The 14,807-nt window shown below is 34.3% G+C and carries 17 protein-coding genes and 1 pseudogene; 14 read left to right on the top strand and 4 right to left on the bottom strand.

Features of this window, described 5'->3' with window-relative positions; translation table 11 throughout:
• The first annotated feature begins 590 nt into the window (after positions 1 to 590).
• The 12 genes and pseudogenes from C1N55_RS11330 (at position 591) to C1N55_RS11275 (ending at position 10,792) form a co-directional block, all read left to right on the top strand.
• On the top strand, positions 591 to 983 hold the full coding sequence (locus C1N55_RS11330) for a MerR family transcriptional regulator (protein WP_168193845.1): 393 nt from the start codon (positions 591 to 593) through the stop codon (positions 981 to 983).
• 35 nt (positions 984 to 1,018) lie between these two features.
• A complete protein-coding gene (locus tag C1N55_RS11325; protein WP_137728930.1) occupies positions 1,019 to 2,329 on the top strand; it encodes a hemolysin family protein in 1,311 nt (436 codons plus the stop codon).
• Between the two features lie 126 nt (positions 2,330 to 2,455).
• Positions 2,456 to 2,872: a hypothetical protein gene (locus C1N55_RS11320; RefSeq protein WP_137728929.1), complete on the top strand. Its 417-nt coding sequence runs from the start codon at positions 2,456 to 2,458 to the stop codon at positions 2,870 to 2,872.
• A 408-nt stretch (positions 2,873 to 3,280) separates the two neighbouring features.
• Entirely contained in the window at positions 3,281 to 3,667 is a 387-nt protein-coding gene (locus tag C1N55_RS11315) for a retropepsin-like aspartic protease (protein WP_137728928.1), read from the top strand.
• Between the two features lie 42 nt (positions 3,668 to 3,709).
• Positions 3,710 to 4,575 (top strand): annotated as a pseudogene (locus C1N55_RS11310) (alpha/beta fold hydrolase).
• Between the two features lie 109 nt (positions 4,576 to 4,684).
• Positions 4,685 to 5,359, top strand: coding sequence for a GNAT family N-acetyltransferase (locus C1N55_RS11305; protein WP_137728927.1), 675 nt, complete (start codon positions 4,685 to 4,687; stop codon positions 5,357 to 5,359).
• A gap of 339 nt (positions 5,360 to 5,698) precedes the next feature.
• Positions 5,699 to 6,763 (top strand): branched-chain amino acid aminotransferase, encoded by a 1,065-nt coding sequence (locus tag C1N55_RS11300; RefSeq protein WP_205758465.1) that lies wholly within the window; start codon positions 5,699 to 5,701, stop codon positions 6,761 to 6,763.
• Between the two features lie 156 nt (positions 6,764 to 6,919).
• Positions 6,920 to 7,069, top strand: coding sequence for a YfhE family protein (locus C1N55_RS11295; RefSeq protein WP_137728925.1), 150 nt, complete (start codon positions 6,920 to 6,922; stop codon positions 7,067 to 7,069).
• Between the two features lie 240 nt (positions 7,070 to 7,309).
• A complete protein-coding gene (locus C1N55_RS11290; protein WP_137728924.1) occupies positions 7,310 to 8,080 on the top strand; it encodes a 3-hydroxyacyl-CoA dehydrogenase in 771 nt (256 codons plus the stop codon).
• Positions 8,081 to 8,171: 91 nt separating this feature from the next.
• Positions 8,172 to 9,323 carry a thiolase family protein gene (locus tag C1N55_RS11285; RefSeq protein WP_137728923.1) on the top strand — a complete coding sequence of 384 codons (1,152 nt, stop codon included), beginning with the start codon at positions 8,172 to 8,174 and terminating at the stop codon, positions 9,321 to 9,323.
• A gap of 146 nt (positions 9,324 to 9,469) precedes the next feature.
• Entirely contained in the window at positions 9,470 to 10,135 is a 666-nt protein-coding gene (locus C1N55_RS11280) for an MOSC domain-containing protein (protein ID WP_137728922.1), read from the top strand.
• Positions 10,136 to 10,336: 201 nt separating this feature from the next.
• Positions 10,337 to 10,792, top strand: a complete 456-nt coding sequence (locus C1N55_RS11275; RefSeq protein ID WP_137728921.1) for a helix-turn-helix transcriptional regulator — start codon at positions 10,337 to 10,339, stop codon at positions 10,790 to 10,792.
• 75 nt (positions 10,793 to 10,867) lie between these two features.
• On the opposite strand, the gene C1N55_RS11270 is transcribed toward C1N55_RS11275, so the two are convergent.
• Positions 10,868 to 11,368, bottom strand: coding sequence for a GNAT family N-acetyltransferase (locus tag C1N55_RS11270; protein WP_137728920.1), 501 nt, complete (start codon positions 11,366 to 11,368; stop codon positions 10,868 to 10,870).
• Positions 11,369 to 11,493: 125 nt separating this feature from the next.
• On the opposite strand from C1N55_RS11270, the gene C1N55_RS11265 reads away from it, so the two are divergent.
• On the top strand, positions 11,494 to 12,279 hold the full coding sequence (locus C1N55_RS11265) for a bis(5'-nucleosyl)-tetraphosphatase PrpE (RefSeq protein ID WP_137728919.1): 786 nt from the start codon (positions 11,494 to 11,496) through the stop codon (positions 12,277 to 12,279).
• 49 nt (positions 12,280 to 12,328) lie between these two features.
• Here the strand turns inward: C1N55_RS11265 and C1N55_RS11260 are convergent, their stop codons facing one another.
• Positions 12,329 to 12,721, bottom strand: a complete 393-nt coding sequence (locus C1N55_RS11260; protein WP_137728918.1) for an RDD family protein — start codon at positions 12,719 to 12,721, stop codon at positions 12,329 to 12,331.
• 208 nt (positions 12,722 to 12,929) lie between these two features.
• Between C1N55_RS11260 and C1N55_RS11255 the strand changes: the two genes are divergently transcribed.
• Positions 12,930 to 13,187, top strand: a complete 258-nt coding sequence (locus tag C1N55_RS11255; RefSeq protein WP_137728917.1) for a DUF2164 family protein — start codon at positions 12,930 to 12,932, stop codon at positions 13,185 to 13,187.
• Positions 13,188 to 13,257: 70 nt separating this feature from the next.
• Here the strand turns inward: C1N55_RS11255 and C1N55_RS11250 are convergent, their stop codons facing one another.
• Both C1N55_RS11250 and C1N55_RS11245 read right to left on the bottom strand, forming a co-directional pair.
• Positions 13,258 to 14,427: an MFS transporter gene (locus tag C1N55_RS11250; protein ID WP_137728916.1), complete on the bottom strand. Its 1,170-nt coding sequence runs from the start codon at positions 14,425 to 14,427 to the stop codon at positions 13,258 to 13,260.
• A gap of 142 nt (positions 14,428 to 14,569) precedes the next feature.
• Positions 14,570 to 14,734, bottom strand: a complete 165-nt coding sequence (locus tag C1N55_RS11245) for an aspartyl-phosphate phosphatase Spo0E family protein (protein ID WP_107933236.1) — start codon at positions 14,732 to 14,734, stop codon at positions 14,570 to 14,572.
• Positions 14,735 to 14,807 lie beyond the last annotated feature (73 nt).

The following is a 14,807-nucleotide window of genomic DNA, read 5'->3' as shown; positions in this document are numbered from 1 at the left end:
GGAGTTCCAGATGCGTTTCATAAAGGGAATGAAACGCGTTATTCGAGCAATAGGCGTCCGAGATTCGTTTCATTTAATACCATCATACTCTGAATCAATTTTATTTCCACCCACAGTTCGACCGAAACAACACAAAATGGGCATATCCTGTAACTCATCGCAATTAATAGGGGAGTATCTGAAAATATGATAAAACCTGAATTTATGAAGAAACTTCTGTATTGATAAATGCAAGTAATTTGGTCTGTAGTAAACTTTTTTGAATATAATAAGAAAAAGTTCAATAATATTAGTTTATTTCCATTACAAAGATAATTCATGCTAAGTGAAATTGTAATGAACAAAGTAGAGAAAAGACTTATCTACTAATGGTTATTTTAAGCAAAATTGAAAACTTCAACTTGATCCAAGGATGAAGTTTTACGATACAACTAAAAATTGGTTTAATTTTAATATGAAATAGGATTAAAAAAACATGAAAATTTGAATACATTGTGAAAAAAGGACCTAGGTATAGAATTAATACTAGATTACTAGTATAATAAAACCATAACGTGATGGTTTGGAGGGAGTAAATTGGGAACGAGAAATTGAAAATTGGTGAACTAGCTGATATTACTGGAATTACAAAACGAACAATTGACTATTATACAAATCTTGGATTATTAAAAGCTGAACGTTCTACTTCAAATTATCGTTACTATACTTCAGAAGCTATCGAACGGATTCATGTAATCGAAGATAGGAAAGCACAAGGCATGTGTTTAAATGATATAAAAAAGTCAATTGAAAAAGAGGAAATGCAATACGAAGAAATAGATCTTCAAGAAATACGCTTGCAAATGAGAATGCTACAAAGTGAGGTATCTTCGCTTGTAGAAAAAATGAATCAACAAGAGAAATCGAAAAAAGACTCGATTAAACAAAATGTTTCATCAGAAAGTGTTGCCTTAATGCAAACTTTATTATTACTTATAACCTAGGAGGTGAAGTCTTACTTTTTAAAGTAAGACGATGATTGACCGCATTGAATTTAACTATTTTTGTTTTATTAATAGCTTTAACTGCATTCTTCGTTGCGACGGAGTTTGCTATTGTAAAGGTAAGACAATCACGTATCGACCAATTAGTAGCTGAAGGAAAAAAAGGAGCTATTAGTGCAAAACACGTAACAACTCACTTAGATGAATACTTATCCGCATGCCAGTTAGGTATAACGGTGACAGCCCTTGGGATTGGTATGGTTGGTGAGTCAACATTTGAATTTATTTTACACCCGTTGTTTGAAGCAGTCGGAATTTCAAGCAAATACGTTCATATCTTTACAATTGCAGGTGCTTTTGTAATCGCTACGTTTTTACACGTAGTAGTTGGTGAATTAGCACCTAAAACGGCAGCCATTCAAAAATCGGAAACAATCACACTTTTATTTGCAAAACCAATTATGATTTTCTATAAAATGTTATACCCTTTTATTTGGTTCTTAAATGGTGCAGCTCGTTTGTTAGTCGGGATTTTCGGTATGAAGCCAGCCTCTGAGCACGAACTTTCACATACAGAAGAAGAATTACGTTTATTAATGACAGAGAGCTATAAAAATGGTGAAATTAACCAAAATGAATTGAAATACGTTAATAATGTCTTTGAATTTGATGATCGTATTGCACGTGAAATCATGGTACCACGTACAGAAATTGTTGCTTTTGAAAAAAATGCAGCGTTTGGTGAAGTCTTAACGACTATCCAAGAGGAGCGCTATACTCGTTATCCTGTATATGAAGAAGATCGGGACAATATTATCGGTTTTATCAATATCAAAGACTTTTTAACACAAGGTATTAGTAATCGTATTACCTCTGAAAACTTCAGTCTAGACAATTTCATTAATCCGCTGATTTACACAACTGAAGTTACGCCTATCCATGATTTACTAACAAGAATGCAAAAGGAACGTACACATATTGCAATTTTACTGGATGAATATGGTGGTACTTCTGGCTTGGTAACCGTTGAAGATATACTAGAAGAACTGGTTGGAGAAATTCGAGATGAATTTGATGATGACGAGGTTCCTGAAATTCGTAAACTAAAAGATGGACACTTTATTGTCTATTCAAAACTATTATTAGAAGATGTAGCCCGATTCTTGAACATTGAAATGAATAATCCAGATGTCGATACACTCGGAGGTTGGTACTACTCCCAAGATGTAGAACTAAAACAAGGGAATATAATCGAACATGGGGGCTATACGTTCTCTATCCACGAAATTGATGGTCTACAAATACGCTATATTGAAATCAAACAAAATTCAAACTTAACTGTTTAATCGGTAAATTGACCTCTTTTGTCTTTCCATAAGACTGAAGAGGTTTTCTCTTTTCTTGCCACTTATATTTTGACGTATTTCTTGGATGACGATAAATCGTTGGATATTAGCCTAAGGGGGAATACTTTGAAAAATTTCTTTAATCTTTTATTCCTTTGTTTTATGGTGACTATACTTGTGGCTTGTTCTAATAAGGAACAGTATCTAACGAGAGTAGATATTCAACAAGTAGGAAATGATGAGTCTATTGAAGAAGAAAAAATGATTGTTGATCTAGTGACATTAGACTCAATTAAAAGCTTGCTGGAAGAAATTCATTGGGAAACAAAATCCAAACCTGATTTAGAAGGATCTGAAGACTTGATTGCAACATTGTTCTATACACAAGAAGAGGATATGCCAGATCAGCTCTATTTATATAAAATGTGGTTTAATCCAGATGATTCCCTAAGTATTGTGAGTAACAATGAAGATGAGGGTTATGGAACATTAGATGAAGAGTATGCTGACAAATTGAAAATTCTATTTGAAGAATATTTATGAGAAGGGACTTTCGTTTACGATGTTTCTTAGTTATAAAACCTTGAATCGTTAGCAAATTTGATGTTCTCTAAATTATTGCCAAAAAACACATTCTTCTAAAAGTCTCGGTGATTCTTTGCCAATTTTATAGAAGGATCAATCCTATAAAAGATGCTTCGAGTAAAAGACTATATAAATCGCAAAAAAAGAGGTGTTCCCTTATTGAGCACCTCTTTTTAGACGTGGAAGAATTGCCATATAGTTCTAAAAATTATTAAGTAAAAATCAAGAACCAACCATACCGCATACTTCTTGTCCACCTAATAAAGTACTCATACGAGAAAGACAAGCATATATTGGGACAATCATTGTTTTGAAAAATGCTTAAGGATTCTAATACTTTTATAACTTTTTTAGGTAGGTGGCCATATGAAAAAGTTAATGATCGATGAAGGATTATTATTAACCGATATGGAAATTTATTATAAAGGAAGAAATTTACACTTAACTCGTGTGTTAATTGATACTGGTTCATCCAACTCAATTATTTCGACAGATATAGCCGAAACTATCGGGATTTTTCCAGAAGCAGCCGATCCTATTTACCGTGTATGTGGGATAGGAGGTTCAGAAATTGTTTTTTCTAAAATGATAGATTCTATCAAAATAGGTCAAATGGAAGCAGAAAAAATTCAACTAGAAATTGGATCAATGAATTACGGGTTTAACCTAGAAGGTATTATTGGGTTGAACTTATTAAAGCGTATGAAAATATCGATTAATCTAGAAAAGCTATTAATAATGAGTGAGAGTTGAGTAACTCCATAAGCGAATTCAAAACCGAGGGGGCATAAAAAAATGTGGAGTCAAAAATGGATTGAAACTGAAAGAGGGACTTTTCAATATTTTGAAAAAGGTGAAGGCGAGCCTCTCGCAGTTACACATTTATATAGTGCATTCGATGAAAGAGGGAATTCATTCGCAAACCACTTTACCAAGCATTATAAAGTCTATTTAATAAACCTTAGGGGTGCTGGAAATTCTGCAATTGCAACAAGTGAGGAGCAATTCAGTATGGAAGAAAGTGCACTAGATTTAGAGGCAATTAGAGAAGCTTTAAAACATGAAGAGTGGGTTTTTGCAGGGCATTCCACAGGAGGAATGCTTGCTTTAAAATATGCGATTATGTATCCAGACTCTTTGACAAAAATTATAGCGGGCGGGGCTGCCGCAAGTTACGAGTACGGAGAAGACCGTGATTGTATTTATTGTTCAAAGAATCCCAATTTCAATCGTATCTTGAAATTATGGATCGCTTAAATGATTCAAATACCTCAGTTGAAAATCGTAGGAAACTAAGCTATGAGTGGGCCTTAATGTCCTTTGTGAAGGAAGAAAAATTGAAAGAATCTTTAAAGCAACCAAACAGTGGAAAAACGGTAGGACCTCGATTGGAATTTTTTAGAAAAGTCGAATATCCGACATACGATGTTAGAGAACAATTAAAACAGGTATCAATACACTGTTTTATCTATGCGGGGAAGTTTGACGTACAATGCCCAATGAAATACGGGGAAGAAATTGCTGGCCTGATTCCAAATGCACATTTTACGATCTTTCATGAAAGTAATCATTTTCCCTTCTCGGAAGAAGAGGAGAAGTTCAAGGAATTTGTAAATAATACAATAAAAGAACTAGCCCCACAAACGAAAAAATATAACTAAAGATGGACTTTTTTAGGTTACATAAAAGGTTTTTTGTTTCAAAAAGTCGAATTAAGTATAAACGTGGACTTATCCTATAAATTAATTAACCAAAGGAGTGACATTGCTTATGAAATTTATTCGCATTACTGACATAAATGACCCCTTATTTGTAAAATTACATACACTTTTAGGTGAGATTTTCCCTCCTGAAGAAGTACTAGAGTTTGGACTTTGGAAAGAACCATTGGAAGACCCAGGAATTCGAGTTTTTGTTGCTGTTCATGAAGGGGAAGTAGTAGGGGCTACTGAATACCGATATTATCCGGGATGGGCAATCGCAATGACAGACTTTACGATTATTGGGAAGCCTGGCCATTCGATTGGTCGTTTTTTAGCACAGGAACGACAAAAGGACTTAAACAGGTTAGCAGAAGAAAATGGCGAAGTATTAATTGGTGGCTTTGCAGAAATTTATAATCCTTACATGATGAAAGAAGGTTTTGATTTTGGAGGCGTGATGCCAATGAACCCTTTTGTTCGCCGTGAAGTATTATCGCATTTGGGCTATAAACGTATTGATTTTCCATATGTTCATCCATCATGGAAAAATGATGGTGAGGCAGTATCGGGACTGGATTTTTGTTTCAAGCCAACAGATGAAAATTTAAGTGATATCCCTGCTTCTTTAGTAGTAGATTTCTTGAAAAATTACTACTCAGTTTTACCAAATAAACCTCAGCAATGGAACGAAATGATTGCGAAATTAGAAAAAAAGGAAACTTTAACCTTGCTTTCTCTATAGTAATACTACTATAGATTTTTTTAAAGTGGTCAAAATAATAGATTGGAAAAGCTTTCTTTATTAACACTTCTCCGACTTTTTTAAAGTTCTACTTATTTGCCACCTACATAAAAATTAAGACTGAATAGTATATTTTATCTCAATTTGCTAAAATCCACAAATCAATGCTCTAGTTAGAAATTAATAGTATTTTCAAGCGATAAACAAAATTTTGAAATAATTTGTCAGAATTTATCGATATTTAAGACTAGAATGTTACTAAAAAAAGTGTAATATTAATCTATGGGAAGTTTAATACTTAAAATTTTCGAATTTTCATGAATATCGGAGGCTATTACAATGTTTGACATCAAAACAGAATTTACAACAAATCCAAAAGGTAAACCATTACCGGAAGAACTTGGTTTTGGTCATTACTTCTCGGACCATATGTTTGTCCTTGATTATACAGAAGGTGTAGGCTGGCATGATGCACGTATCGTTCCTTATCAACCAATTTCACTTGATCCTTCTGCAATGATTTTTCATTATGGTCAATCCGTCTTTGAAGGATTAAAAGCCTATGTTACAAGAGATAAAGATGCTTTATTATTCCGCCCAGACCAAAATTTTAAACGCTTAAATAGATCCAATGAACGTCTCTGTATACCGGCAATTGATGAAGAGCTAGCTTTAGAAGGCTTAAAGCAATTAGTAACAGTTGATCGTGAATGGATTCCAAACGCTCCAGGAACTTCACTTTATATTCGCCCATTCATCATTGCGACAGAACCAAATTTAGGGGTACATCCTTCAAAAAAATATCAATTTATTATTATTATGTCTCCATCAGGTTCTTATTATAAAGAAGGCATTAATCCAGTGAAGATTATGGTAGAAGAACAATTTGTACGGGCAGTTAAAGGTGGAACTGGGGAAGCAAAAACTGGTGGAAACTATGCAAGTGCCTTAAAAGGACAACAAATTGCAAGTCGTGAAGGCTATGCCCAAACGCTTTGGTTAGACGGAAAAGAGAATAAATTTATTGAAGAAGTTGGTAGTATGAACATCTTCTTTAAAATTAACGGGACAGTAGTAACACCTGCTTTGAATGGTAGTATTTTACCAGGGATTACGCGTGATTCCATGATTGAGGTACTGAAATTTAGAGGTATCCCAGTTGAAGAACGACGTATTACAATTGATGAAGTGGTTGAAGCTTACCAGAACGGTACACTAGAAGAAGTATTCGGAACGGGTACAGCTGCTGTAATTTCCCCGGTTGGCGAACTAAAGTATTTAGAAGATAAATTGATTATTAACAAAGGTGAAATCGGAGAAATTTCACAAATGCTTTACGACACGTTAACAGGTATTCAGTATGGTTCCATCGAAGACACTTTTGGATGGACAATTCGATTATAGGTTATAATATCGCGATCAGCTTTATTGCTGTTCGCGTTTTTTTATTATTTAAATTGGTGTTGAAATAGTTTTTGTTCTCGATTTAAACAATCGAAGCATATGAATTCCAACAAAGGTCAAACTAACAATGATTAAATCATGAGAGGAGTGTAATCCGTGAAAGAGCATAAGGAGCCGCATGAGCAATTAACAGTACAAGACAACCAATTAACCCAAACACAAGAAGTTCTGTACCATGATGAATTTAAACGTGCAGACAATGCAACGAAAAAGGACAATCAAAAAAAGCATAAAAAGAATGTATAACAAATCACCCCGAGGTAGTACGCTACTTTGGGGTTTATTTTGTGTAGTAATAAAATTTTACATACTTATTTATTGTTGATTTATTCAATTTTCAAAGCAGAGCTTAATAGAGTTGACGGAATAAAGGCTACTAGTAATCCATATATTAGTAATAGTATAGGCTAGCAGGATAATAGTGCAGAAATCCGGAAATAAATAGGGGATTACAAAAATTAATTGTATCAAGGGGGAACGGGAGATATGGATTTACGAGATAAAGTAGCCATTGTAACAGGGGGAGCATCGGGGTTGGGTCTTGCAACCGTCCGAAATCTTCATCAAAAAGGTGTGAAAATAGTCATTTTTGATATAAACGAAGATAAGGCGAAAGAAGTTGTAGAGGAGTTAGGGGAAAATGTGCATTTCTCATATGTAAATGTAGCCGATGAAAATTCAGTGAAGGCTGGTATTGAACAGACTGAACAACAATTTGGAGCACTCCATATTTGCGTGAACTGTGCGGGTATTGCTCCTCCTCAAAAGACAATTGGAAAAAAAGGTGTCCATCCATTAGAGAATTTTAAGAGAGTAATCGATATTAATTTAATCGGAACATTTAACGTAATTCGTTTAGCTGCTGAGCTAATTTCAAAAAATGAATCTCTGACGGAAGATGGTGAAAAAGGTTGCATTGTAAATACAGCTTCGGTTGCTGCTTTTGATGGGCAGATGGGACAAGCGGCATATGGAGCGAGTAAAGCGGGTGTAGCAGGGATGACTCTACCTATTGCCCGAGATTTATCGGAATTTGGAATACGTATTAACACAGTCGCTCCCGGTCTTTTCCACACACCGATGGCTGCAGGTTTACCGGAAAAAATAGTAGATAAGTTAGGTAGTATGGTAGAGTTTCCAAAACGTCTCGGAAAGCCGGAAGAATATGCCACATTAGTCCAATTTTTAATCGAAAATAACTACATTAATGGGGAAGTTATTCGTCTAGACGGTGGAATTCGAATGGCTCCTCGATAATTTATAGTTGGTAAAACGAATCGTAGAAGGGGTTTTATAGAATTTGATTGCAATTTATGATTGTTTTCAACTGAAAGGGGAATATTGGGGTATGAGAGAAGTAGTTATCATAGAAGGAGTACGGACAGCTGTTGGTCGTAGAAAAGGGGCATTATCAGGCTATCGAGCGGATGAGTTGGCGGCTGTTGTTCTGGATGAAGTTGTAGAACGTGCTGGTGTAAACAAAGGGGATGTAGAAGATGTGATTATGGGGTGTGTAACACAAATAGGAGAGCAAGGATTAAATATCGCAAGAGCGTCTTTATTAATTGCAGGTTTTCCGACTCATGTCCCAGGTGTAACAATTGATAGACAATGTGGCTCTAGCCAACAAGCAGTTCACTTTGCAGCACAAGCAATCGCTTCAGGCGATATGGACATTGTAATTGCAGGTGGTGTTGAAAGTATGTCACGTGTACCAATGTTCTCAAATAGTCTGGGTATAGAACCAAGTCCGAAGCTAACCGATAAGTATTTAATAGTCAATCAAGGAATTTCTTCCGAATTAATGGTAAAGGAATATGGTTTTACAAGAGAACAACTTGACGAATATTCGGCGAGAAGTCATCAAAAAGCATTATCAGCTATCAAGGATGGCCGGTTTGATAAGGAGATTGTACCTGTTGAAGTGCAACTAGAAGATGGAACAACGAAAGATTTTAAAATAGATGAAGGACCACGGGAAGGATCTACTGTCGAAGTGCTTAGCCGGTTAAAAACTGTATTCTATGAGAATGGGGTGATCACAGCAGGAAATGCAAGTCAGATTAGTGATGGAGCATCTGCGGTTCTTTTAATGTCACAAGAAAAGGCTGAACAATTAGGATTAACGCCAAAAGCTCGTATTGTAGCTCGAAGTGTAGTTGGTTCAGATCCAACCCTAATGTTGACTGGTCCGATAGAAGCGACAAAAAAAGTACTTGCTAACGCGAGATTATCAATTGATGAAATTGATACCTATGAAGTAAATGAAGCATTTGCACAAGTACCACTGGCCTGGTTGAGAGAAATGGAAGCAAATCCTGAAAAATTGAATCCAGATGGTGGAGCTATTGCATTAGGGCATCCACTTGGTGCAACTGGAACAAAACTTTTAGTAACATTATTAAATCGCTTAGAGCGAACAAACGCACACTACGGTTTATTAGCTATTTGTGAGGGTATGGGTATGGCAAATGCAACGATAATAGAAAAGTTGACGTAACTTGTAGTGGATAGTACATCTGTGCTTAAAACTATTTTTAGGGATTAAAGTTATATTAAAAAATGCATAGCGTACCAATAACTACCAATAACTATATCAATATTCTATAATTGAATTACAGTAAAAATGAAAGAGAGTATGTTGAAATGAGAAATCACCACGTACCAATATTAAAAACCTTTTCCATTGGGTTACCGAAAGAAATGACCTATGAAAATAATAAACAAATCGAAACGGCTATTTGTAAAGAATCAGTAACCGAAGCCTTCTTAACTAAGGATGGTTTTGTAGGAGATGGTGTTGCAGATTTGAAGCATCATGGTGGCCCAGATCGAGCTGTCTGTGTCTATCCTTATGAACATTATGCACTCTGGGAAAAAGAATTTGGTGCTTCGTTGCCAAAATCAACTTTTGGAGAAAATATAACAGTTACCAATATGCTAGAGGAAGATGTATATATAGGAGATATATACGAGCTAGGTGATGCGGTGATTCAAATAACACAAGGCCGTGTTCCGTGCAGCACAATTAATAAAAGAGTTGGGATTCCTCTAATAATGAAGCGGATGGTAGAAACTGGATTTACCGGGTACTTTTGTCGTGTTCTTCAAGAAGGAATTGTACGCTCAGACTCTCAAATTAGATTAATTGAAAAACATCCAAAAGCTATCTCCATACTTTTCGGCAATGAGGTTTATTTCAAAAGACCAAAAGATAATGAAGCTATGCAATCACTTCTTTCAGTTGAAGAACTTGCGGAAGAGTGGAAGGGATATATGACAAAAAGATTAGCTAAACTAACTACAATCTAAAGAAAATGGGTACTCAGTTCAACACATGAACTGAGTATTATCTTGTGCTCGTTTAGTAAAAAAGTAATATTTTTACAAAAAACTTTAAAAAAATCAGAAAAACTGTAACTTTCTTGTCTTTTTTTCAGTCTATATAATGAGCTGAGTTTACAAGAAAATATTACAAAAGAAAAATTAGCTAATAAGTACTGAGGTGATTCAATGGATAGGGATTTCATAATCCAAATTGTTTCAGAAAATATTAAGAATCTAAGGAAAGAAAATCATTATACACAAGATAAGATGGCTGAGATAATAGGGATTTCAAAGAAAACAATTATTCAAATTGAAAAAGGTAGAGCACTGTCAGATTGGACAACTACAATTGCAATTTGCGCCATATTTCGTGAGAGTGCCATATTACATAAACTCTTTGGTGGAGATCCTTTAGAGGTAATTGAAATAACAGTTCAAGATGTGAATATCCGACCACAGGAAAAAACCATGGGCGGATATATTATGTGGAAGAATATAACTGAATATAAAGGTTTTAAGCTACAAAGAAATTTAATAAGTAAACATTTCCGTATTTTAGACGAAGAAAATTATCGATTAATTAGTACATTTGATGAAGAAGTAGCGCATGAAATGTGGAATGATATCCAAAAAACGATTTAATATACTTTCAAGTAAATAGTTAAGAAGTTTTGCATTTATTTTACAAAACTTCTTAGAAAATCTATTAAATAGATATTAGTGTTCCAATAATTTATATAGATAATATTCATTCATCGGCTTACCATTTATCATCAAAGAGTGCACCTTTTCACCTTCTAAGACAAAGCCCATTTTACGATATAAGTTGAATGCTCTCTGGTTTTCTTTAATCACTGTTAACTCTAACCGTGTAATGTTTGCTTCCTTTGCCCACATAAATATTTGCTCAAATAGGGATTTACCAATTCCTTGCCCTCTGAATTCTTCAAGTAAGCCGATAACAATCGATGCTCGATGTTTTGTTCGCTCAAGATTATTCCCAATGGCTGCAATAAATCCGGCTAGTTGAGCATCCACTTCAGCTACTAACATTGTTGAACGGTGATCTGCCAGAACTCTTTCTATAAATTTTTCTTGTTGTTCGAAAGTAATTTGTTTTTCACCTGGTTCATAGAGCATAAAACCTGACTCATCAATTTTTTTATTGAGATCTAGATAATTTCGTGTATCTCTTAATTCAATCGTCCGAATTTGCATAAAAATAACCCCCTTACTTTGATAGTTTACCATATTTAGCTAAACACTTATTCCTAAATTTTGATGTAGAATTCCCAACTAAGATAGTCATACTACTAGTAATCGATGAAAGGGAGAGGTTTATAATGCGAATAGAATTGGGCTATGGATTGGATATTTTTGGTGATATCCATGCTTGTTATGAAGAATTTCTTACATTACTTGATAAATTAGGTTATCAAAAGAATGAAAAAGAGCTTTATATACATCCAGAGGGGCGGAAAATTCTATCATTAGGTGACGTGATGAGTAGGGGACCTCAGTCAATTGAATCTATGTTGTTCTTTTTAAGGCATGTCGAAGCAGGCTTGGCATATATGATTGATAGCAATCATGGATGGAAAATTGCACGCTGGTTAGACGGTCGGAAAGTTCAACTTAGACATGGTGACGAAAATGTCGAAGAAGAATTTAAACACTATCAGAATAAACATGGTGAAAAAGAAACAAAAGCTTTAAAAGAAAAGTTGAAATTTTTATTAATGAACGCTCCTTCTCACTATATCATCTCAGATGAAGGTAAAGATAAAGTAGTTTGTGCACATGCAGGTATTAAAGACGAATTTATAGGGAAAGAAAATTCAAGGATTAAAGATTTTTGTCGATATGGTGATGTAGCCGGAATGGACGAGAAGGGAAAGCCTATAAGAAGAGATTGGTTCATGGAGCATAAAGGAGAGTTGCTCATTGTGTGGGGACATGATCCAAAACGTGAACCAATGTTGACTAATAACACGCTTAATATTGATCAAGGGGCAGTATTTGGAGGAAAGCTAACTTGTTTTCGATACCCAGAAAGAGAATTTGTATTTGTTGATGCATTGAAGAACTATTCCGGTAAAGTTGGGGTGGATAGTCCGATAGAAAACTAAAATTAATGCTAAAGGGTCGACCCCGATTGGAGTGTGACCCTTTCATCGATTATTGAACCTCTTTCACAACTGTTCCAGCAATTCGGTCATGGGGAAGAACTTCTCCATCTTGACCCTCGAAGGATTTTCTTTTAAAAAAATAATCAGCAGTGCAGATGAAATCTCGATAGGCCATACGTTTTAATAGTTGGTCAGTTGTCAGGTCTGTCCCATTTGTATTTTCTACTATTAGTCCTGTTGCTTTGTATCCAAGAGTTTGTCCATTTTTACGTAATTGTAAATACTCCAGTGTCCATAAAACAGCGGTAGGTGTTACTAGTGCATGAAAAGCCTCATTTTTTATTTTCTTTCTTAAGAAATATTCTACACCGAGATTCACAACACCTGATATAGCTAAATCAATTAAAAAGGCATTTCTTCGTTTTTTAGTTATAGTTTTCATATGAGTCTCCTCCTATTAATTCGGAATCTTCTTTTATACGTTTACAAATTATTAAGGGTTTCAAGCAAAAATTAGAATATAAGAAATTTTAATAAATTGTAGAAAATAATTGTAAAATTTTATAAAATAATTGTAACTTTTCATCCGAATATAAAACTGATTATTTCGAATATTTTAATAATTACACATAGAATAGGGGATTAAAAAAATGTTAAAAAATCTATCTAAGGAACAATATCAATTTATAATTCAAGAGCTACATACATTTTTTTTAAACGAGAGAAAAGAAGAATTGACTGAATTAGAAATTGAAAGGATCTTAAAGTTTTTTAATGAAACAATTTCACCTATTATTTTTAATACACTTATTAATGATGTGTTTAACACTATAGAAAAACAGTGTCAAAATTTAGAGGAAGAGTTACTCAAACTACAATTTTCAGCTTTAAGTAAATCGTTAAACTAAGAGAAATGTCCCGCCGGTTTGTAGTCCAAATGGTGGGACATTTTTTCTAGTTTACATTGATCTTTTAGTATTAGTCTAAGAAAATCGCTCCAACAAAGCCAATCAACAGGATGATGCTAAATATCGTTAGGCTAATAAAAGAATTAGTTTGCTCCATTAATAGTGTGGCAAGCATTGGTCCAAAACTAGCACCGACAAAAAGAATAAAAGCATTAAAAAGAATGGCTGTTCCCCTTTGTGCAGCACCATTTTTATTTATAAGAGAGATATTCACAGGAACAAGTAATGCAATACAGGCTACGAAAAATAAACTAAACAGGATAGATAAAAGTGGGCTCTGGCTAATCCCCATTAAAAATAATGAGAGTGAAGCTATCAGTAAGCTTCCCCGGACGGAGCGATTGACTCCAAATTTTTTTGTAATATTACTGGCGAAAAGACTTGTTACTACAGAAATTAAACCAATGCCTCGAACTGTAAGTATTTGATCATTTGTAAAATGAAACGGTGCTTCTGCAAGGTATGTTCCCAAGATAGTATACATACCAATTAAAGAGAAAAGCAGCATTAGAGAAATAAGAAAAGAAATACAAAGTGATCGATTTAAGAACAAATTTTTAATATTAATAAAACTTTCAAAGATAGAAATATCTTGTACAACTCTTTTTTCTTTTGGCAAACAAAAAATTGTAAGTATTGTTGTAATTAAATAAAAAGCTCCTAATAGTAGAAATATATAGTTCCAACCTAAAGCGTCTTCAACAAGTACTGAAAAAACTTGTGCCACTACACTAGCAATCAAAAATGACGAAGAAACGAATCCCAAAGTCTTAAGTCTATTTTCAGGTGGTAAAACGTCTGCAATATATACTAAGGAAATAGGGACAAATGCAGATGCACCTGCAGCTTGCAAGATTCGAAGGATAAGAAGTAGCTCATAATTTTTGACAAAAGCGCATAGAATGGTGATGAGTGTAAGAAAAGTGATGCCAGATACTAAAAATACTTTTCTTCCTAAGCGATCTGACAGAGGCCCATAGATTAAGCTTGAAAAGGCATAGCAAAGTGAAAAGGCGCTACTTAACCAAATAGCTTCCGTTTCATTAATGGAAAATTCAGAAATCCAGGTAGCTGTGAGTGGGATAGTTATATACATAGACATTAATATAGTAAGTCCAGCAAAGGTTAAGATAAGTGTAATAAGAGGGGAGTTCACAATTTTCGGGTTGTTTTCTTCCATAAAATAACTCCTTATTAAATCGATATAGTCGAAATGTCAAATCTAAATAATTTAAACCCAGTTAGACAGATTAACTCTTGTCTAACTGGGTTCATAATCGGATTTATATGCTTTTGTATTAATAAAAATTCCTCCTTAACCCTTAAGCTACTTTATGGCTGTATATATTAAGCAATGCATCAAGTTCCTGACTGCAAGTAACAGTTTCTGGATGTGTGAAGCCGAGATTATTTGCTTTTTTATACATATCTTTCCTTTTCATTTCAATTAGTAGCTTCAAAATTTGTCTGTAAAATTTACTTCTCATTTCAAGTAATCCCCCATGGTTTTTTTATTATATTAATTGCTTAATATAATTTGTTAATACCTTAGTAATTGTA

It is taken from the genome of Lysinibacillus sp. SGAir0095, from assembly GCF_005491425.1.
In the GTDB taxonomy this organism is placed as follows: domain Bacteria; phylum Bacillota; class Bacilli; order Bacillales_A; family Planococcaceae; genus Ureibacillus.
This window is presented reverse-complemented; position numbering and strand designations above follow the sequence as displayed.